Origin of the sequence: Streptomyces sp. NPDC048277 (assembly GCF_040652235.1) — a bacterium.
GTDB lineage: Bacteria > Actinomycetota > Actinomycetes > Streptomycetales > Streptomycetaceae > Streptomyces.
Map to the genome: position 1 here is coordinate 187,768 of NZ_JBEZLQ010000017.1, position 18,007 is coordinate 205,774.

Below are 18,007 nucleotides of genomic sequence, written 5' to 3' on the forward strand. Positions count from 1 at the left end.
CCATCTCAGCCTTCGTGGCCACGGCCTGCTCGACCGTCCCGACCCCCGCGGCTGCGACTTCCTCGGCCGTCCCGGCCCCCGTCGCTGCGACTCCCCCGGCAATCCCGGACCCCGTGACCGCGACCTTCTCGACCATCTCAGCCTTCGTGGCTGCGGCTTGCCCGGCCGTCCGGGCCCCCGTGGCTGCGGCTCGTTCTGCAGTCCCGGACCCCGTGACTGCGACCTGCCCGACCATCCCAGCCTGCGTGGCTGCGGCTTCCTCAGCCGTCCGGGCCCCCGTGGCTACGGCCTGCTCGACCGGCCCCGTCTTCGCGGCACCCGGCGCCTCCGTGGGTGCGGTCTCCGTCGTTGTCGGTCGCTCGGTGAGGTCGCCGGTGGTGCGTTCCTGCGCGCGTTCCACTCTTCTCGCACTTCCCCCGTGACGCGCCGATGGTCCCTGTCCGTGCGGGTTTCAGGATCGCCGATTCCGGTGTGACGCACACCACTCGTCACGGAATCTCCCCGATGTGTGTGACACCCGGTGCAACACGTGGTGACCGAATGACATGTGCGCACCGACACAGGGAGTGGCGCAACCGGCGTGGTCCCGTGAAAGGATGGGGCGCCCCCGCACCGGAGCCGAGCGGAATGTCCTGGTCGGAGCTGGTGCGCAGGGCGTGTCGGACGGCTTGAGGCGAGAGGACCGGAGCGTACGTGAGCGAGAACCAGAACCTCCTCGCGGAGCAGCGCCGCGCCCTGATCCTGGACGAGGTCCGGCGCCGGGGCGGCGTCCGGGTCAACGAGCTGACCCGCAAGCTCGGCGTGTCGGACATGACCGTACGCCGGGACCTGGACGCGCTGGCCCGGCAGGGCGTGCTGGAGAAGGTGCACGGCGGCGCCGTGCCGGTGGTCGAGGCGAGCACCCACGAGCCGGGGTTCGAGGCCAAGTCGGGGCTGGAGCTGACCGCCAAGGAGGACATCGCCAGGGCCGCCGCCGAGCTGGTCGTGCCGGGCACGGCGATCGCCCTGTCCGGGGGTACGACGACGTACGCGCTGGCCCATCAGCTCCTGGAGGTCCCGGATCTGACCGTGGTCACGAACTCGGTGCGGGTCGCGGACGTCTTCCACGCGGCACAGCGTGTCTCCGGGCAGCGCCAGGGTGCGGCGACGGTGGTCCTGACCGGCGGGGTGCGCACCCCGTCCGACTCCCTGGTGGGCCCGGTGGCCGACCAGGCGATCGCCGCCCTCCACTTCGACCTGCTGTTCCTCGGCGTGCACGGCATATCGGTGGAGGCCGGCCTCTCCACCCCGAACCTCGCGGAGGCGGAGACCAACCGCCGTCTGGTCCAGTCGGCCCGGCGGGTCGTGGTGGTCGCCGACCACACCAAGTGGGGCACGGTGGGCCTGAGTTCGTTCGCCAAGCTGGAGCAGGTCGACACCCTGGTCACCGACGCCGGGCTCCCGTCCGACGCACGCGAGGAGATCTCCGAGCACCTGCGCCGCCTGGTGGTGGCGGGCGAAACCGACTGAGGATACAGACAGCTGACGGCTCGTCAGCTACCTTTTCGGGACGGCGTCTCACGAGGAGGTAGGTCGGTGGCTCACCAACTGCGCCCGGTGGAACTCGACTTCGTCGACACCGCACCCGTACGGCTCGTGTTCGCGAGGGAGATGACGGCGGCGCCGGAGACGGTCTTCCGGGCCCTGGCGGAGGACGTGCCCGGCTGGTCGCAGTGGCTCACGGGCGTGAAGTCCGTCCGTGCCACGGAGCACGGCCGCGAGGTGCGCCTCCAGGGCGGCGTCCGCTTCGAGGAGACGGTGATCGCGGCCAAGGCGCCCGAGGTGTACGCCTACCGGGTGGACGTGGTGAACGTACCGGGCGCGCGGGCCTGGCTGGAGGAGTGGCGCCTCACACCGTCCGGAACCGGGACCCGGGTGCGGATGACGTTCGCACTGGACGGTACGGCGCCGTTCCGGGCGATGTGCCGGCTGGCGGCGCCGGGCATGGGCCGGGCGATCCGCGACGGGGTCCGCGATCTCGACCGACGGCTGTCGTGAACGCCTGCCGCAACGCCCGCCTCAACGCCCGCTTTCGAGGACTGCCCTATTCCGGCCAGACCCCCGTCGCCAGCAAGGCCTCGATCGCCGCCGCGTACGGCGCGATGTCCAGCCCCTGCTCCTCCAGCCACGAGTCCGAGTAGTACTTGTCGAGATACCGGTCCCCCGGATCGCACAACAACGTCACCACACTCCCCGTACGCCCCGCGGCCACCATTTCCGAGACGATCTTCAGCGCACTCCACAGCCCCGTCCCGGTGGAACCCCCCGCCTTCCGCCCGATCGCCCGCTCCAGCGCCCGTACCGCCGCCACGCTCGCCGCGTCCGGCACCTTCATCATCCGGTCGATCGCACCTGGCACGAAGCTGGGTTCCATCCGCGGCCGCCCGATGCCCTCGATCCGTGACCCGCAGTCGCAGGTGACGTCCGGATCGCCGGTGGTCCAGCCGTCGAAGAAACAGGAGTTCTCCGGGTCGGCGACACAGATCCGGGTATCGCGCTGGGTGTAGTGGACGTATCTCGCGAGGGTCGCCGAGGTACCACCGGTCCCGGCCGTGGCGACGATCCACGCCGGCTCCGGGAACCGCTCCAACTCCAGCTGGCGGAAGATGGATTCGGCGATGTTGTTGTTGCCGCGCCAGTCCGTGGCCCGTTCGGCGTAGGTGAACTGGTCCATGTAGTGGCCGCCGGTCTCCACCGCCAGGCGCGCGGACTCCTCGTACATTTTCCGGGAGTCGTCCACGAAATGGCACCGCCCGCCGTGGAATTCGATGAGCCGGCACTTCTCGGCGCTGGTCGTGCACGGCATCACGGCGATGAAGGGCACGCCGACGAGTTTCGCGAAGTACGCCTCGGAGACGGCCGTCGAGCCGCTGGACGCCTCGATCACGGGGCGGCCCGGCCGGATCCAGCCGTTGCACAGGCCGTAGAGGAAGAGCGAGCGGGCCAGCCGGTGCTTGAGACTCCCTGTGGGATGGGTCGACTCGTCCTTGAGGTAGAGGTCGATGCCCCAGGCCTCGGGCAGCGGGAAGCGCAGCAGATGCGTGTCCGCCGAGCGATTCGCATCCGCCTGGACCTTGCGGACGGCCTCTTTGAGCCAGGCACGGTAGGTGCCGTCACTGCGGTCGACGTCGAGGGTGGCGCCGGTCAGGATCTGCGGGGTGGGGCTCACGGCGGGACTCCTTACGCTGCGCGGCGGCCGCGTCCGAACCTGGCCGCCGCACCGATCATAGACACCTTCCACACGCTTCTCACCTGCATAAACGCATCTTTGGGCGCCTCAAAGGCACCCCTGGGGAACACTGGGGAACACTGGCGCGAACCCTTCGGGGGCGCATTCCGGAGAGTGCTCCGAGCGCCCCCGGCCGACCGGCCCGTGTGCACTGGTGCTCCTTGCCGAGGGCGGGCAGACTGCCACCGGACGGGACGAACGTCTCGAACGGGGGCGCACACTGGATCACGACACGAGCCGGAGCGCGCCGGCCGGGGCCACAAGCTCCCGGTCCGGTGACCTAGGTACTCGAAAAGGGGCGGGGCAGGATGGCGGAGCCGGAGTTCACGGCCACGGGCGTGCGGATCGACAAGCGACTGCGCTCCCTCACCCGGGCCGGACAGGTCCGGATAAGCGACGGCAGGCTGCAACTGCTGACGAGCTACGGCAGCGAGATCGACAGCGCACCCGTGCAGGCGGTACGGGCCTCGCGACCGTGGTTCGCGTCGGAGGACCGGGCCCTGGCCGACCTCAACGGCCAGCGCTACTCACTCACCCTCGGTGACCACGACCCGGCGCCGGGCGAGCCCGGACCGCCCGCCGCGAGCCGCTTCATCGAGGCGGTACGGCGGGCCGCGGGACGTGACCGCTGAACCACGGCGAGTTGCGGGACCGTACACGCCGGGTCACGCTTGTCTCACGTCACTCTGGGTTTACCGGCGATAACGCTGCGAACCAGCCCGCCGGCCACGACAGCAGGCGGCCCCATGGACGGTGGCACCCTGCTGGATTCGTTCTCCGTGTTCTTCCGGACCTCACGTCGGGGAGTCGCAGTCGTGATCGAACACCCAAGCAGACACTGCTCGGTGGAGCTCCAAGCTTTGCCCTCGCGGATCGGCCAGGTCCGCAGAATCGTATCTGCACAGTTGCGCTACTGGCGTCTGGACCCGCTGATCGACCGGGCCGCGCTCGGTGTGACGGAGTTGCTGACCAACGTCCACCGGCACGCCCAGCCCGACAAGAACTGCACCGTGGAGATCGAGCTCCAGCTCGACCGGCTCACGGTGTCGGTGCGGGACCACGATCCGCGCCTGCCGGTGGTGGAGGACGGGACGGACGTCGCGCCGATGGCCACCTGCGGGCGGGGCCTGGCGATGGTGGCCGCGGTCAGTGAGAGCTGGGGGGTACGGCCGCACGACGACGGCAAGGTCGTGTGGTTCACCCTGCCCGCGGCGGCGGGCGCGCCCACCGCCGTGCACGTGACGACCGGTGCCGCCGCGCACGCGACCGTCGGCGCCCCTGCCGCCGCGCATGTGACCGTCGACGCCCCTGCCGCCGCACACGTGACCGTCGACGCCCCCGTTGCCGCACGCTCTCCCGCCCGCCCGGCTGTCGTCAGTTGAGCGGGCGGTGAGTCTTCTCCCCGGGCGCTACTCGGTGGCGATCGCCCGCAGTACGTCCAGGCGTGCCGCCCGCCGGGCCGGACGCAGGCCCGCCAGGGCGCCCGCCGCCAGGCCGACCAGCGCCACGACCACCAGCCGGGCCGGCGGGACGGCGAAGGCGAACGCCGTGTCGCTCGCGCCGTCCGAGGCCCTCACCAGGACCCAGCCGAGGAAGGTGCCGAGGCCGAGCCCGCCGACGGTGCCGAAGGCCGCGACCAGGACCGACTCCCAGCGGACCATGGCCCGCAGTTGCGGGCGGGTCTGGCCGACAGCACGCAACAGGCCCAGTTCCCGGGTGCGTTCGTGGAGGGCCAGGGTCAGCGTGTTGGCGATGCCGAGCAGCGCGATGAGCACGGCGAGGGCGAGCAGCGCGTAGACGAGGGTGAGCATCATGTCGATGCCGCCCGCCGAGGACTGCGCGTAGTCGTCGCGCGTCTGCACCTGCGGGTTGCCGTACTGTGCGGCCACCTTCGTCACCGCAGCCTTGCCCGCGGCCGTGCTCACCCCGGACCTGAGGGTGACGGCCACCAGGGTGTCGGAGTCCTGGATCCGGTGCGGGGCCCAGGCCGCGCGGGTGATGACGTAGTCACCGGCGAGTTCGGACCGGCCGTAGACCGCGCGGACGGTGAAGTTCTCCTTCCTGCCGTCCGTGAAGGTGAGCCGGGCGGTGTCGCCGGTGTGCAGGTGCTGCCGGTCGGCCTCCGCCCGGGCGAGGGCGATGCCGTCGGCGCCGAGCCGGGCGAGTGAGCCCTGGACGGTGCCGAGGTCGAAGGTGCGGGCGAGTGCGGCCGGGTCGGTGACGGTCAGTGCCCGTCCCCTGCCGTCGACTTCGGCCACCCCGCGGCCGAGTCCGACGGCGGTGTCCACCTCGGGCAGCCGCTGGATCGCCGAGGCCAGCCGGGGGCTGAGTCCGCTGCCGCCCGCGCCGAAGGAGGGGGTGCTGACGGCGAGGTCGCCGGCGAAGGACCGGGAGACGGTCTGGTCCATGGTGGCCTTCAGGGACGCGCCGAACACGGTGAACAGCGAGACGACGGCCACGCCGATCATCAGCGCGCTCGCCGTGGCCGCGGTCCGCCTGGGGCTGCGCAGCGCGTTGCGCCGGGCGAGGGCGCCGGTCACTCCGCGCAGCCGGTCCAGGGGACCGCCGAGGAGCCGTACGACCGTGGTGGCGGCGACCGGGCCCAGGACGACGAAGGAGACCAGGGCGAGGAACGCGCCGAAGCCCGCCGTCCGGACGGACGGTGAGACCAGGACACCGGTGAGCGCGAGGGCCACGGCCAGGGCGCCGAGGCCCGCCCCGATGACGGCCCGCCGGCCGGACGCGCCGGAGGAGTCGACGGCCGTCTCGCGGAGAGCGGCCAGCGGGGCGGTGCGGCCGGCGCGTACGGCGGGCAGCAGGGCGGAGCCCAGGCAGACGGCGACACCGACCACGAGCGGCAGGACCATCGAGAGCGTCTTGATCACCAGGCCGCCGTCGGGGAACGGGAACCCGATCGCCGGGAAGAGTGCCTGCAGCCCGGCCGCGATGCCGATCCCGCCCGCGAGTCCGGAGGCGGACGCGGCGACCGCCACGACGCCCGCCTCCGTCAGGGCGGACGCGGTCACCTGGCGTCGGGAGGCGCCGAGGGCCCGCAACAGGGCGTTCTCCCGGGTGCGTTGGGCGACGACGATGGCGAAGGTGTTGTGGATGGAGAAGGTCGCGACCAGCAGGGCGACCCCGGAGAAGACGAGCAGGAAGGTGGTGAAGACGGTCAGGAATTGGCCGGAGATCATGTCGGTGTCCTCCTGGGCCGACTCCTGGCCGGTGATGGCCTCGACTCCCTTGGGGAGCACGGGTGTCAATCGGTCGACCAGTTCCTTCTGGCCGACGCCGGGACCGGCCCGTACCAGGATGCTCGCCGCCTCCCCCGGCTTCGCGGTGAGGTACTTCTCGGCGTCCGCGCGGGTCATGCCGGTGTAGGTCACCTGGCCCATGCCGTCCTCGCCGCCGAAGCTCGCGAGGCCGACGATGGTCACCTCGACCGGGTCGGGGGTGCGCAGGACGGTGGTGTCGCCGATCTTCAGGCCGCCCTTCTTCGCCGCGCCCCGGTTGACCACGACCTCCCCGGACCTGGCGGGCGCGCGGCCCTCGGCGAGCCGGTAGGAGTTGAGCTCCGGGTCGGTGATCCAGTTGCCTGCCAGGGTGGGCGGCCCCTTGCCGCCGATGGGTTCGCCGTCGGCGCCGACCAGCTGGCCCTTGCCCTGGATGTCCGGGGCGGCGGCCGCGACACCGGGCACCCGCTCGACGGCGTTCACCAGGGACGTGGGAACCGGCTGCCGTACCCCCTGGGCCTCGCCGGGTGTGGTGATGGTGTCGGCGCCGCGTACCACGGCGTCCGTGCCGCGGGTGGCCTGGCCGAACATGGAGTCGAAGCTCGCGCGCAGTGTGTCGCCCATGACCAGGGTGCCGGCCAGGAAGGCGACCCCGAGGAAGACGGCGAGGAAGGTGCCGGCGAAGCGGCGCCGGTGGGCGCGCAGCGAGGACAGGCTGAGTCGTACGGAGCTGTTCACGACCGCACCTCGAAGGCCTTCATCCGGTCCAGGACCGTGTCCGCGGTCGGGCCCTCCATCCGGTCGACCATGCGCCCGTCGGCGAGGAAGACGACCTCGTCGGCGTGGGCGGCGGCCACCGGGTCGTGGGTGACCATGACGACCGTGCGGCCCGTCCGCCGTACGGTGTCGCCGAGCAGGCCGAGGACCTCGGCGCCGGAGCGCGAGTCCAGGTTGCCGGTGGGTTCGTCGGCGAACACGACCTCGGGGCGGCCGGCGAACGCCCTTGCCACGGCGACGCGTTGCTGCTGGCCGCCGGAGAGTTCGGAGGGGCGGTGGTGCAGCCGGTCGCGCAGCCCCACGACGTCCACGAGCGCGTCGATCCACTCCGGGTCGCCGCGGCCGCCCGCGAGGTCCAGCGGCAGGGTGATGTTCTCGGCGACGGTCAGCGTCGGCACCAGGTTGAACGCCTGGAAGACGAAACCGACCCGGTCGCGGCGCAGCAGCGTCAGCCGCCGGTCGTCGAGCGAACCGAGTTCGGTGTCACCGATCCAGGCGGCGCCGGAGGTGAGGGTGTCGAGGCCGGCCGCGCAGTGCATCAAGGTGGACTTGCCGGAGCCCGACGGCCCCATGATCGCGGTGAATCGTCCTTCCGGGAACGCCACGTCCACGCCGTCGAGGGCGCGTACGGCGGTGTCGCCACGGCCGTACACCTTCACGGCACCCACGACCCGGGCGGCGGCCCGTACTGCGGTCGTCGTCATGCCGCGCCGCCCTTGCCGATGCGGCCGAAGTGCTCCTCCAGGACGGACAGCCGCCGCCAGTACTCGTCCTCGTCGATCTCGCCGGAGGCGAAACGGCGGCCGAGGACAGCGAGCGGCGAGTCGCCGCCCGGCCGGCCGGCGTCCGTCGGGCGCCAGGGTCCGCCGCGCCCGCGCAGGCCGGCGCGGCGCAGGAAGGTGACGACGCCGATCACGACGGCCGCCCAGATCAGCGGGAAGAACAGGATCCACGGGCCGGGCCCGCCGTTCCAGCTCGCCAGGGTCTGCATCTCGGTCCAGCTCCTTCATCGAAGGGTCTCGGTGTGATGCCTTGAGACTGGCTCCGGGCAGGGGTCCGGGTCGTCGTGCGGCCGGCGGCAGTGGCCGTACCTCCCGGGGAGTACGCGACGGTGGGCGCTCTGCTCCCGAAAGGGCTGGCGTTCTGTAACTACTAGTATGTACAGTCCTTCCATGAGCACGTCGGAGCGGTTGATCGAGTCCACGCGTGAGCTGCTGTGGGAGCGCGGTTACGTCGGTACGAGCCCCAAGGCGATCCTGGAGCGTTCCGGTGCCGGGCAGGGCAGCATGTACCACCACTTCAAGGGCAAGCAGGACCTGGCACTGGCCGCGATCCGGCGGTCCGCCGAGGAACTGCTGGCCGCGGCCGAGGCAGTACTCACCGGGCCGGGCACGCCGTACGAGCGGATCGAGGCGTATCTGCGGCGCGAGCGCGATGTGCTGCGGGGCTGCCCGATCGGCCGGCTCACCATGGACCCGGACATCATCGCGAGCGACGAACTGCGGGCGCCGGTCGACGAGACGCTCGACCGGATCCGGGAGCTGATCGCCGGGATCGTCGAAGAGGGCAGGGAACAGGGGCAGTTCGGGCCCCAGGTGGACGGCGAGGAGATCGCCGCGACCGTCCTCGCGACCGTTCAGGGCGGTTACGTCCTGGCCCGCGCCTCGGGTTCACCGGCCGCGTTCGACGCCGGCGTGCGCGGACTGCTGTCCCTGCTGAGGAGTTGACACGCCATGCATGCCCTGCAGTACGAACTGACCCTCCCCGCCGACTACGACACCGGCATCATCCGGGACAGGGTGACGCGCGTCGGGCATCTGCTCGACGACTGGGACGGCCTCGGTCTCAAGACCTACCTGCTGCGCGAGCGCGGTGTGCACGGCTCGCCGGTCAACCAGTACGCGCCGTTCTACCTCTGGAACACCATGGAGGGCATGAACCGCTTCCTGTGGGGAGGCGCCTTCCAGGGGCTCGTCGACGACTTCGGCCGCCCCGCGGCACGGCAGTGGTCGGGGCTGGCGTACGAGGAGGGCGCCGCCACCGACGCGCCCGCGGCCTTCGCGGTACGGCGGCGGGAGCCGGTGCCCGACGGCGCCGAGCTGTCCGGGCTGATGGCGGACGCGGTGCGGGAGACCCGGCGGATCGCGGAGGCGGACGGTGCCGTGCTGGCGGCGACCGCCGTGGACACGGCCCGCTGGGAGCTGGTCCGCTTCTCGCTCTGGGCGCACGGCGCCCCGAAGGCCGACGGGGACGTCTTCCAGGTGCTCCACATGTCGGCGCCCGGACGCGACCGGCTCCCGCGCGGACGGCAGTGGTGAGCGGCGTCCGTACGGTCCTCGGCGACCTACCCCCCGAGGACCTCGGCGTGTGCGACGCCCACGACCACCTCTTCCTCCGCAGCGCTCGGCTGCCGGGCCGGGAACTGGACGACGCGAGCGCCGCGCGGGCCGAGGCGGAGGCGTTCCGTGCGGCGGGCGGGGCGGCCGTCGTGCAGTGGACGCCGTACGGGATGGGACGGCGGGCCGCCGACCTGCCGCTGCTCTCCCGTGCCACCGGAGTGCATGTGCTCTGCGCGACGGGGCTGCACCAAGCGGCGCACTACGCACCGGAGTTGCTCGACGAACTGCGTGGGAGGCTCGCCGAGGTCTTCGTCGACGAGCTGACCCGGGGCATCGGCATCTCGGGGGTACGCGCCGGTCTCATCAAGGTGGCGGGCGGCTTCCACGCCCTCGACGCGCACGCCCGCTGGACGATGGCGGCGGCGGCCGAGGCCCACCACGCGACGGGCGCACCCATCGCCGTCCACCTGGAGCTGGGCACGGGCGCGCTCGACGTACTGGACCTGCTGTGCGGGGAGTTGGGGGTCCCCGGCGACCGGGTGATCCTCGGCCACCTCAACCGCTCCCCCGACCTCGTCGTCCAGCGCAGGGCCGCCGGCTCCGGCTGCTGGCTGGCCTTCGACGGGCCGTCCCGCGCCCACCACGCCACCGACTGGCGGATGCCGGAGGCCGTACGGGCCCTCGCCGAGGCCGGGTTCGGGGACCGGTTGCTGCTCGGCGGGGACACCGTGGTGGCCGGGGCACGGTCGGTGGACGGCGGGCCCGGGATGCCGTACCTGCTGCGGCGGGTGCGGCCGCGGCTGGCGGCGGAGCTGGGCGCGGAGCAGGTCGAGCGCATCCTCACCGACAACCCGGCCCGGGCCTTCGCGGTGGACTGGCGTTAGGCGTCAAGCAACGGAGATGTCGACCGACGGGCGGAGCTTCGCGGCCGCGGCCAGGGCCTCGTGGGCCGGATGCGTGTCGAAGGCGGACAACAGCTCCCGGTCGGCGGGGAGTTCGGCCGCCGGGAAGGCGATCTGCTCGTAGGCCGCCAGGAAGCGCGGGCCCCAGCGGCGGGTGCCGAGGCGGGCCGTGCGGGAGCAGTTGTCCACCATGTAGGCGACATCGCGGGCGTGCATGTACGGCAGCAGCGAGTCGACCGCCTCGATGACCGACTCGTTGACGATCTCGGACCACGGGTGGCCGTGCTCGGCGAACTCGTCGACCTGCGCCATCATCGTGGCGACGAACACGCCCGCGGTGAACGGCTCGACGGGCAGCTCCCGTTCGGCCCGCCGGGCGCGGACCCGCTCCCCCGCCGCCCACATCGGCGAACCGCCGATCCGGCTCATCTCCCGCTTCCCGAGCCGCCGTTCGGCCAGGATCACACTGCGCAGTTCGGTGCCGTCGGCGACCTCGTCGTAGATCTCGGCGACGATCTCCCGGGCGGGTCCGTAGGCCGCCGTGTACGCCCGGTCGAACACCTCCCGCCCGGCCGTGTCGAGGTCCTCCCGGACGCTCCGGATGCCCGCCCGGGAGATGGTCCGGGCGATGGGCCCCGTCACGTTCTCGCAGGACCGTTCGTACGCCGTCACCTCGTCGTCCCCGGCCAGCCGGTAACGGCTGTACAGGCTCTCCACGATGCCGTGCACGGCCCCGGCGAGGACGGCGCGTTCGCCGACGATGTCGGAGCGGTACTCGCTCTCCAGCGTGGTCCGGAAGGTGTACGGCGAGCCGAGCCCGACCGACCAGCCGAGGGCGAGGTCGCCGGCCCGGCCGTCCGGGTCGGCGTGCACGGCGAAACTGCTGTTGATCCCGGCGCCGTTGACCTCGGCGCCCTGTTCGTAGAGGCGGCGCACGGAGTCGCCCATGCCCTTGGGGCAGACGGCGATCACTCCGTGGCCGGCCGGGAAGTCGCCGCCGGTGGCCCGCAGATGGCCGAGCAGGAAGCCGTGCGAGAGGCCGATGACCGCGCCGGGCCTGAGCGCGGCGAAGATCTCCTGGTGGTGGGCGGCGAGTGCGGCGTCGGCGATCAGCAGGAGCAGCAGGTCGCTCTCGGCGGCGACGGTGAGCCAGTCGCCGAGGGTGCCGTTCTCCTCGGTGAAGCCGTGGGCACGGGCGTCGGCGGCCGAGGCGGAGCCGGGGCGCAGGCCGACGGTGACCGTGATGCCGGTGCCGGCGAGGGAGTCGCGCAGGTTGCACGCCTGGGCGCGGCCCTGCGGACCCCAGCCGAGGACGCCGATCCTGCTGACCCCGGCGAACGCCTGGGGCAGCAGCGGGAAGAGGTGCCGTCCGCCGCGCAGGATCGTCTCCGTGCCGCCGGGCACGTCCATGGTTTCGAGCGCGAAGACACGGGAGGTGTAGCTGGTCGTCGTGGTCATGGTCGAGTTGTATGCTCCGGGCGGATGTTGCGGCAAGCGCAACTTCCGCAGCGGCCTGTTGCGCATCATGAAAGGGCCTGGTCACAGGGTGCGGGACGATCACCGGGAGCTGCGGCTCTTCCTCCATCTCGCGCAGTCGCTGAACTTCGGGCGGACCAGCCTGGACTGCCATGTCAGCCCGGCCACGCTCACCCGGACCGTGCAGCGTCTGGAGGCCGGCCTGGGCCGGCGGCTCTTCGACCGGGGCCCGCGCGGGGTGTCCCTGACCGCGGAGGGGCACCGCTTCCGCGCATACACCGTCCAGGCACTGGAGTTGTGGCAGGCCTACCGCGACGAGCATCCCGACCCGGCCGAACTCACCGGCAGACTCGCCGTGTTCGCCACCGTGACGGCCTGCCAGGCCCTGCTCCCCGACCTGTTGGCACCGTTCCGGACGGCGCACCCGCAGGTACGGCTGGATCTGCGTACCGGTGACGCGGCGGCGGCGCTGGCCCGGCTCGACGAGGGCGAGGCCGACGTGGCCGTCGCCGGCCTCCCGGCGCGTCTGCCGGAACCGCTGGTCGCCCGGACGGTCGCGGTCACCGACCTGGTCCTCGTCACCGCGCGCGACCGTCCCGACCCCGGCCTGGACGGTCCCTTCGTCCTCCCCCAGCGGGGTCTGGTGCGCGAGGCGGCCGACCGCTGGTTCCGCACCCGGGGCGCGGCGCCGGACCTCGCCTGCGAACCGGACGGCCACGAAGCCCTGCTGGCGCTGGTCGCCCTGGGCTGCGGCACGGGACTGGTGCCCCGGATCGTCCTGGAACACAGCGCGGTGCAGGACCGGATCTCGGTGCTCCCGGCCGATCCGGCACCGGAGCCGTTCCCCATCGCGCTGTGCGTCCGCCGGTCCGACCTGCGGCGGCCACTGGTGGCGGCGCTGTGGAGCCTCACCGCCCGGTGGTAGGCCGCCGGCGGCGGCGCCGTGGACCCGACGGCGGAGGGTGGCCGCTGTTTACTGCAGCGCCCCCAGCGGATCGTCCAGCACCGGCTGCCATGCCAACTCGGCGGCCCCCACCAGGCTGTTGTGGCTGAGCGTGCACGGCAGGATCGGTACGCCGCCACTCTGCCCCCACAGGCTGCGGTCGGCGACCACGGCACGCAGCCGCTCCGGGTCGGCGTCCAGCAGGGTGCGGTGCAGGCCGCCGAGGATGATGCGGTCGGGGTTGAGGATGTTGACCAGTCCGGCCAGGCCCAGGCCCAGTCGGTCGATCAGCGCCTCGGCGGCCCTGCGCACGGTCGGGTCGTCGTAGTGGTCGCGGACCAGGTCCTCGGCCTGCCTGAGCAGCGACACCTCGGGGCCGGGCGCACGGCCCGCCTCGATGAGCAGCGCCAGCGGATCCGCCTCCACGTCCAGACAGCCCCGGCTGCCGCAGTGGCAGGGGCGGCCCTCGGGGTTGACGGTGAGGTGACCGACCTCCAGTGCCAGGCCCGAACTCCCCGTGTGCAGACGGCCGTCGAGCACCAGCGCACCGCCGACGCCCCGGTGCCCGGTGGCCACGCACAGCAGATCCCGGGCGCCCCGGCCGGCGCCGTGCCGGTGCTCGGCCAGCGCGGCCAGGTTGACGTCGTTCCCCGCGAACGCCGGGCCGGTGATCCCGGCCGCGCGCACGCACTCCGCGAAGATCCGGCGCACGGGCGCGCCCACCGGCCAGTCCAGGTGCAGGGGGTTGAGGGCCAGGCCGTCCGGTTCGGCGACGGCGGACGGTACGGCGAGACCGGCGCCGACGCAGCGGCGGCCGGTGGTGCGGAGCAGATCGGCGCCCGCCTCCACCACCGAGCCCAGCACCTTCGCCGGGTCGGCGTCGACCGCCTCGCAACCGGGCGCCGTCGCGACAATACGGCCGCCGAGACCGACCAGCGCCGCGCGGAACCCGTCGGCGTGGACCTGCGCGGCGAGCACGACCGGGCCGTTCTCGGCGACCTCGAGGCGGTGCGAGGGGCGGCCCTGCGACCCGGCCGCGGCGCCCGGGTGCGCGTCGACCCTGATCAGGCCGAGCGCCTCCAGTTCGGCGGCGACGGCGCCGGCGGTGGCCCGGGTGACGCCGAGTTCCGCGGTGAGGACCGCGCGGGTGGGGGCGCGGCCGGTGTGCACGAGTTCCAGTGCGGGGCCGAGTGCGCCGCGTCCTCTGTCCAACCTGGTCTTCGAGGTCCCTTCCCCCGTCTGGCGGGGGGCCGCCTTGCCGCTCATGAGAGGGAGTCTGCCATGATCCGCGGGAAGGGCCGTATCAAAGGTGCGGCGCCGTTGGGGCTGGTCGCGCAGTTCCCCGCGCCCCTTGGGCGCGCTTCAGAAACCGCTCACTCGAAGAGTCACGTTCAGACGGCCGGTCAGACCCAGCTCCGCCGGTCCCGTGCCCGGGTACACCCTCGGCACCCCGTGATAGGCGAGTCGCGACTCTCCCCCGAACACGAACAGGTCCCCCGACCGCAGTTCCACATCCGTGTACGGCTTGGTCCTGGTCTCCGTGTTGCCGAAGCGGAACACGCACGTGTCCCCCAGGCTCAGCGACACCACCGGCGCGTCGGAGCGTTCGTCGGCGTCGCGGTGCATGCCCATCCGGGCATCCGCGTCGTAGAAATTGATGAGGGCGATGTCGTACGACAATCCGCCGACCGCCTCCGGGCCCAGTGCCTCGGTCACCGCGCGGCGGCCCAGTTCGTCCAGCCAGGGCGGGAACGGCTTCACGGGGCTGCCGTCGCCGTCGGTGACCGTGCGGGCGTAGGCGTACGGGTACCAGTGCCAGCCCAGGCAGACCTGGCGGGCGGTCATGGTGCCGCCGCCCGGTGTGCGGACCGTGCGCAGGCCGGCCGGGGGCCGGGCCCAGTCGCGGCAGGCCATGAGCAGCGCGCGCTGCCGCTGCGCGTCCAGCCAGCCGGGGACGTGCACGGCGCCCGGCGCGACGCGGGCGCACGCCCTCGGGAACAGCTCATCCTCCATGCCCCCATCCTGCCCGACCTGGTCTGAGCTGGGGTTCCGCTAGCCTGGACGCACGATGAGCGACCGTATGACGACTGCGTGGGGCGAGTTCGAGCTGTCCCGCTTCCCCGAGGATCCGCGCGACCGGCTGCGTGCCTGGGACGCCTCCGACGCGTATCTGCTGCGGTATCTCGACCAGGAGCGGATCGGGCTGTCGGGCACGGTGGTGGTGCTCGGCGACCGCTGGGGCGCCCTGGTCACGGCGCTGGCGGAGCACCGGCCGACGCAGATCACCGACTCGTATCTGAGCCAGGAGGCGACCCGGGCGAACCTCGCGCGGGCCGGCGTGGAACCCGGCGCCGTACAGCTGCTCACCACCCAGGATCCGCCGCCGGAGCGGGTGGACGTGCTGCTGGTGCGGGTGCCGAAGAGCCTGGCGCTGCTGGAGGACCAGTTGCTGCGGCTGGCGCCCGCCGTGCACGCGGGCACGGTCGTGATCGGCACCGGCATGGTGAAGGAGATCCACACCTCGACGCTCCAGTTGTTCGAGCGGATCCTCGGGCCGACCCGGACCTCACTGGCCGAGCAGAAGTCCCGGCTGGTCCACTGCACACCGGATCCGGCGCTGGAGCGTCCGGCGAATCCGTGGCCGTACAGCTACGCGCTCCCCGACGGCATCGGGGCAGTCTCCGGGCGTACGGTCGTCAACCACGCGGGGGTCTTCTGCGCCGACCGGCTCGACATCGGTACGCGGTTCTTCCTGGCGCATCTGCCCGAGGGCGGGCGGCGGATCGTGGACCTGGGGTGCGGCAACGGGGTCGTCGGTACGGCGGTGGCGCTGGCCGATCCGACGGCCGAGGTGCTGTTCGTCGACGAGTCGTTCCAGGCGGTGGCCTCGGCGGAGGCCACCTACAAGGCCAACGGGGTGCCCGGACACGCCGAGTTCCGGGTCGGGGACGGGCTCGCCGGGGTCGCGGCCGGGAGTGTGGACGTGGTGCTGAACAACCCGCCGTTCCACTCCCACCAGGCGACCACCGACGCGACGGCATGGCGGATGTTCACCGGGGCGAAGCGGGCGCTGCGGCCGGGCGGCGAACTGTGGGTGATCGGCAACCGGCACCTGGGCTACCACGTGAAGCTGCGCAAGCTGTTCGGCAACAGTGAACTGGTGGCGAGCGACCCGAAGTTCGTGGTGCTGAAGGCGGTCAGGCGCGGGTAGTCCCGCCGCCCAGCACGCCGATGATCCTGGTCACCTCCCGGGCCATCGCCTCCCTGCCGACGCTGAGGTACTTGCGGGAGTCGACGGCCTCGGGATGGTCCGCGAGGAAGCGGCGGATCGAGGCGGTCATCGCCATGTTGAGCGCCGTACCGACGTTGACCTTGGCGATGCCGCCGGTGACCGCGGCGACCAGGCCGTCGTCCGGCACCCCGGAGGAGCCGTGCAGGACGAGCGGGACGGGCACGCCGGCGGCAAGGCGTGCGAGGAGGGCGTGGTCGAGGGCGGCGGTGCGGGTGGTCATGGCGTGTGCGCTGCCGATCGCCACCGCCAGCGCGTCGACCCCGGTGCCGGCGACGAAGGCCCGTGCTTCCTCGGGATCGGTGCGTGCGCCGGGTGCGTGGGCGTCCAGGGGCGGGCGACCGTCCTTGCCGCCCACCTCCCCCAACTCGGCCTCGATCCAGAGCCCTTGGGTATGCGCCCAGTCGACGGCGGCCGCGGTCGCGGTGCGGTTCTGGACGTAGGGCAGCCGGGACGCGTCGTACATCACGGAGCTGAATCCTGCACCGGGTGCCTGCCGGAGCAGGTCGTCGCTCTGGACGTGGTCAAGGTGCAACGCGACGGGTACATCGGCGCGTTCGGCGGCGGCCGTGGCGGCGCGGGCCAGCGGGAGCAGTCGTCCGTAGCGGAACCTGACCGCGTTCTCGCTGACTTGGAGGACCACGGGCGACCCGGCCGCCTCCGCGCCGGTGACGACGGCCTCCACGTGTTCCAGGGTGATGACGTTGAACGCGGCTACGGCGCACCGGGCTTCGGCGGCCCTCGTCATCAACTCGCCGGTGGCTGCGAGGGGCACGGTCACTCCTCCCCGGACGAACCGGACGGGGTGAGGATCACCGAGCGGGTGAGGTGGCGGGGCCGGTCGGGGTCGAGACCCCGGGCCGCGGCGACGGCGACCGCGAGGCGCTGGGCCCGGACGAGTTCGGCGAGCGGGTCGAGCGTGCCCTCGATCCACAACCCCCCGGTGGCCCGGACCTGTTCGGCGAGTCCGGTGGGCGCCGGGCCGAACATCCAGCCGGCGCCGGAGCGGGAGGTGATGCTGATCGGGCCGTGCCGGTACTCCATCGCCGGGTAGGCCTCGGTCCAGGAGAGCGAGGCCTCACGCATCTTCAGCCCGGCCTCGTTGGCGAGACCCACGGTCCAGCCGCGCCCGAGGAAGGTGAACTGGGTGCACTCGACGAGCCCCGTGGGCAGGGGAGTCGAGAGTGCGGTGCGGGCGTCGGCGACCACGGCGTCGGTGTGCAGGCCGAGGTGGGCACGCAGGAGGGTGAGCGCGCTGGTCGCGAACCGGGTCTGCACGACGGAGCGTTCGTCCGCGAAGTCCAGGACGACGAGGTCGTCGGCGGCCGTCATCACGGGGGTGTCCGGGTCGGCGGTGATCGCCGCCGTGCGCACGCTCCCCTTCAGCCGCCCCAGCAGGTCCAGCACCTCGGTGGTGGTGCCGGACCGGGTCAGGGCGAGCACCCGGTCGTACGACCGCCCGTGCGGGAACTCCGAGGCGGCGAACGCGTCCGTCTCACCGTGCCCGGCCGACTCGCGCAGTACGGCGGCGGCCTGGGCCATGAAGTACGAGGTGCCGCATCCGACGATCGCGACCCGCTCCCCCGGCGACGGAAGTGCCTCCGGGTGCCGGTCCGCCTCATCGGCCGCCCGTATCCAGCACTCGGGCTGACTGGCCAGCTCCTCAGCGATATGCGACATACCACTGCCCTCCGTGATGTGATTGTTTCTGCAAGATAGAGCCACCTTTCAAGCATGTTCAAGCATTTCGTCGAAATCCGGGTGCGCTAGGGTCACTGGA

18 protein-coding genes and 1 pseudogene are annotated in these 18,007 nt (G+C 72.5%); 9 read left to right on the forward strand and 10 right to left on the reverse strand.

Translation table 11 applies throughout. From position 1 onward, the window contains the following. A pseudogene (locus AB0D85_RS32655) lies at positions 1 to 400 on the reverse strand (hypothetical protein); the annotation flags it as partial. Between the two features lie 293 nt (positions 401 to 693). On the opposite strand from AB0D85_RS32655, the gene AB0D85_RS32660 reads away from it, so the two are divergent. Then, positions 694 to 1,509, forward strand: a complete 816-nt coding sequence (locus AB0D85_RS32660) for a DeoR/GlpR family DNA-binding transcription regulator (protein ID WP_362328213.1) — start codon at positions 694 to 696, stop codon at positions 1,507 to 1,509. Positions 1,510 to 1,575: 66 nt separating this feature from the next. Next, the gene (locus AB0D85_RS32665) at positions 1,576 to 2,037 is read left to right on the forward strand and encodes an SRPBCC family protein (protein ID WP_362328215.1); all 462 of its coding nucleotides are present in this window, start codon (positions 1,576 to 1,578) and stop codon (positions 2,035 to 2,037) included. A gap of 46 nt (positions 2,038 to 2,083) precedes the next feature. Here AB0D85_RS32665 and AB0D85_RS32670 read toward each other — a convergent pair whose 3' ends face one another. Next, positions 2,084 to 3,208, reverse strand: a complete 1,125-nt coding sequence (locus AB0D85_RS32670) for a PLP-dependent cysteine synthase family protein (protein WP_362328217.1) — start codon at positions 3,206 to 3,208, stop codon at positions 2,084 to 2,086. 368 nt (positions 3,209 to 3,576) lie between these two features. Here AB0D85_RS32670 and AB0D85_RS32675 point away from each other — a divergent pair, with 368 nt between their 5' ends. Next, positions 3,577 to 3,900: a hypothetical protein gene (locus tag AB0D85_RS32675; RefSeq protein WP_362328219.1), complete on the forward strand. Its 324-nt coding sequence runs from the start codon at positions 3,577 to 3,579 to the stop codon at positions 3,898 to 3,900. Between the two features lie 183 nt (positions 3,901 to 4,083). Then, a complete protein-coding gene (locus AB0D85_RS32680; protein WP_362328221.1) occupies positions 4,084 to 4,650 on the forward strand; it encodes an ATP-binding protein in 567 nt (188 codons plus the stop codon). A gap of 27 nt (positions 4,651 to 4,677) precedes the next feature. Here the strand turns inward: AB0D85_RS32680 and AB0D85_RS32685 are convergent, their stop codons facing one another. The 3 genes from AB0D85_RS32685 to AB0D85_RS32695 are packed head-to-tail and all read right to left on the reverse strand — an operon-like array spanning position 4,678 to position 8,269. After that, positions 4,678 to 7,239 (reverse strand): ABC transporter permease, encoded by a 2,562-nt coding sequence (locus AB0D85_RS32685; protein WP_362328223.1) that lies wholly within the window; start codon positions 7,237 to 7,239, stop codon positions 4,678 to 4,680. After that, a complete protein-coding gene (locus AB0D85_RS32690) occupies positions 7,236 to 7,982 on the reverse strand; it encodes an ABC transporter ATP-binding protein (protein WP_362328225.1) in 747 nt (248 codons plus the stop codon). Before AB0D85_RS32690 ends, AB0D85_RS32685 begins: the two co-directional genes overlap by 4 nt. Next, positions 7,979 to 8,269, reverse strand: a complete 291-nt coding sequence (locus tag AB0D85_RS32695; RefSeq protein ID WP_362328227.1) for an SHOCT domain-containing protein — start codon at positions 8,267 to 8,269, stop codon at positions 7,979 to 7,981. Before AB0D85_RS32695 ends, AB0D85_RS32690 begins: the two co-directional genes overlap by 4 nt. Before the next feature lie 166 nt (positions 8,270 to 8,435). On the opposite strand from AB0D85_RS32695, the gene AB0D85_RS32700 reads away from it, so the two are divergent. The 3 genes from AB0D85_RS32700 to AB0D85_RS32710 are packed head-to-tail and all read left to right on the forward strand — an operon-like array spanning position 8,436 to position 10,501. Then, positions 8,436 to 9,005: a TetR/AcrR family transcriptional regulator gene (locus tag AB0D85_RS32700; RefSeq protein ID WP_362328229.1), complete on the forward strand. Its 570-nt coding sequence runs from the start codon at positions 8,436 to 8,438 to the stop codon at positions 9,003 to 9,005. A gap of 6 nt (positions 9,006 to 9,011) precedes the next feature. Then, positions 9,012 to 9,596: a DUF4865 family protein gene (locus AB0D85_RS32705; RefSeq protein ID WP_362328231.1), complete on the forward strand. Its 585-nt coding sequence runs from the start codon at positions 9,012 to 9,014 to the stop codon at positions 9,594 to 9,596. Continuing rightward, positions 9,593 to 10,501 (forward strand): phosphotriesterase, encoded by a 909-nt coding sequence (locus tag AB0D85_RS32710; RefSeq protein WP_362328233.1) that lies wholly within the window; start codon positions 9,593 to 9,595, stop codon positions 10,499 to 10,501. The genes AB0D85_RS32705 and AB0D85_RS32710 overlap by 4 nt, the downstream gene beginning before the upstream one ends. Before the next feature lie 3 nt (positions 10,502 to 10,504). On the opposite strand, the gene AB0D85_RS32715 is transcribed toward AB0D85_RS32710, so the two are convergent. Then, positions 10,505 to 11,977 (reverse strand): ketol-acid reductoisomerase, encoded by a 1,473-nt coding sequence (locus tag AB0D85_RS32715; protein WP_362328235.1) that lies wholly within the window; start codon positions 11,975 to 11,977, stop codon positions 10,505 to 10,507. An 88-nt stretch (positions 11,978 to 12,065) separates the two neighbouring features. Between AB0D85_RS32715 and ilvY the strand changes: the two genes are divergently transcribed. Then, the gene (ilvY, locus tag AB0D85_RS32720; protein ID WP_362328237.1) at positions 12,066 to 12,920 is read left to right on the forward strand and encodes an HTH-type transcriptional activator IlvY; all 855 of its coding nucleotides are present in this window, start codon (positions 12,066 to 12,068) and stop codon (positions 12,918 to 12,920) included. A gap of 48 nt (positions 12,921 to 12,968) precedes the next feature. Here the strand turns inward: ilvY and AB0D85_RS32725 are convergent, their stop codons facing one another. After that, complete coding sequence (locus tag AB0D85_RS32725) at positions 12,969 to 14,204, reverse strand: ROK family protein (RefSeq protein WP_362328239.1); 1,236 nt, start codon at positions 14,202 to 14,204, stop codon at positions 12,969 to 12,971. A 96-nt stretch (positions 14,205 to 14,300) separates the two neighbouring features. After that, positions 14,301 to 14,951 carry an alpha-ketoglutarate-dependent dioxygenase AlkB gene (locus tag AB0D85_RS32730; protein WP_362328241.1) on the reverse strand — a complete coding sequence of 217 codons (651 nt, stop codon included), beginning with the start codon at positions 14,949 to 14,951 and terminating at the stop codon, positions 14,301 to 14,303. 67 nt (positions 14,952 to 15,018) lie between these two features. Here AB0D85_RS32730 and AB0D85_RS32735 point away from each other — a divergent pair, with 67 nt between their 5' ends. Continuing rightward, positions 15,019 to 16,149 (forward strand): methyltransferase, encoded by a 1,131-nt coding sequence (locus AB0D85_RS32735; protein ID WP_362328243.1) that lies wholly within the window; start codon positions 15,019 to 15,021, stop codon positions 16,147 to 16,149. Here the strand turns inward: AB0D85_RS32735 and AB0D85_RS32740 are convergent. Together AB0D85_RS32740 and AB0D85_RS32745 are read right to left on the reverse strand one after the other, a co-directional pair. Continuing rightward, the gene (locus AB0D85_RS32740) at positions 16,136 to 17,002 is read right to left on the reverse strand and encodes a class II fructose-bisphosphate aldolase (protein ID WP_362328245.1); all 867 of its coding nucleotides are present in this window, start codon (positions 17,000 to 17,002) and stop codon (positions 16,136 to 16,138) included. The two genes, AB0D85_RS32735 and AB0D85_RS32740, sit on opposite strands and share 14 nt — an antisense overlap. A 2-nt stretch (positions 17,003 to 17,004) precedes the next feature. Continuing rightward, positions 17,005 to 17,907, reverse strand: a complete 903-nt coding sequence (locus tag AB0D85_RS32745; RefSeq protein ID WP_362328247.1) for an SIS domain-containing protein — start codon at positions 17,905 to 17,907, stop codon at positions 17,005 to 17,007. Positions 17,908 to 18,007 lie beyond the last annotated feature (100 nt).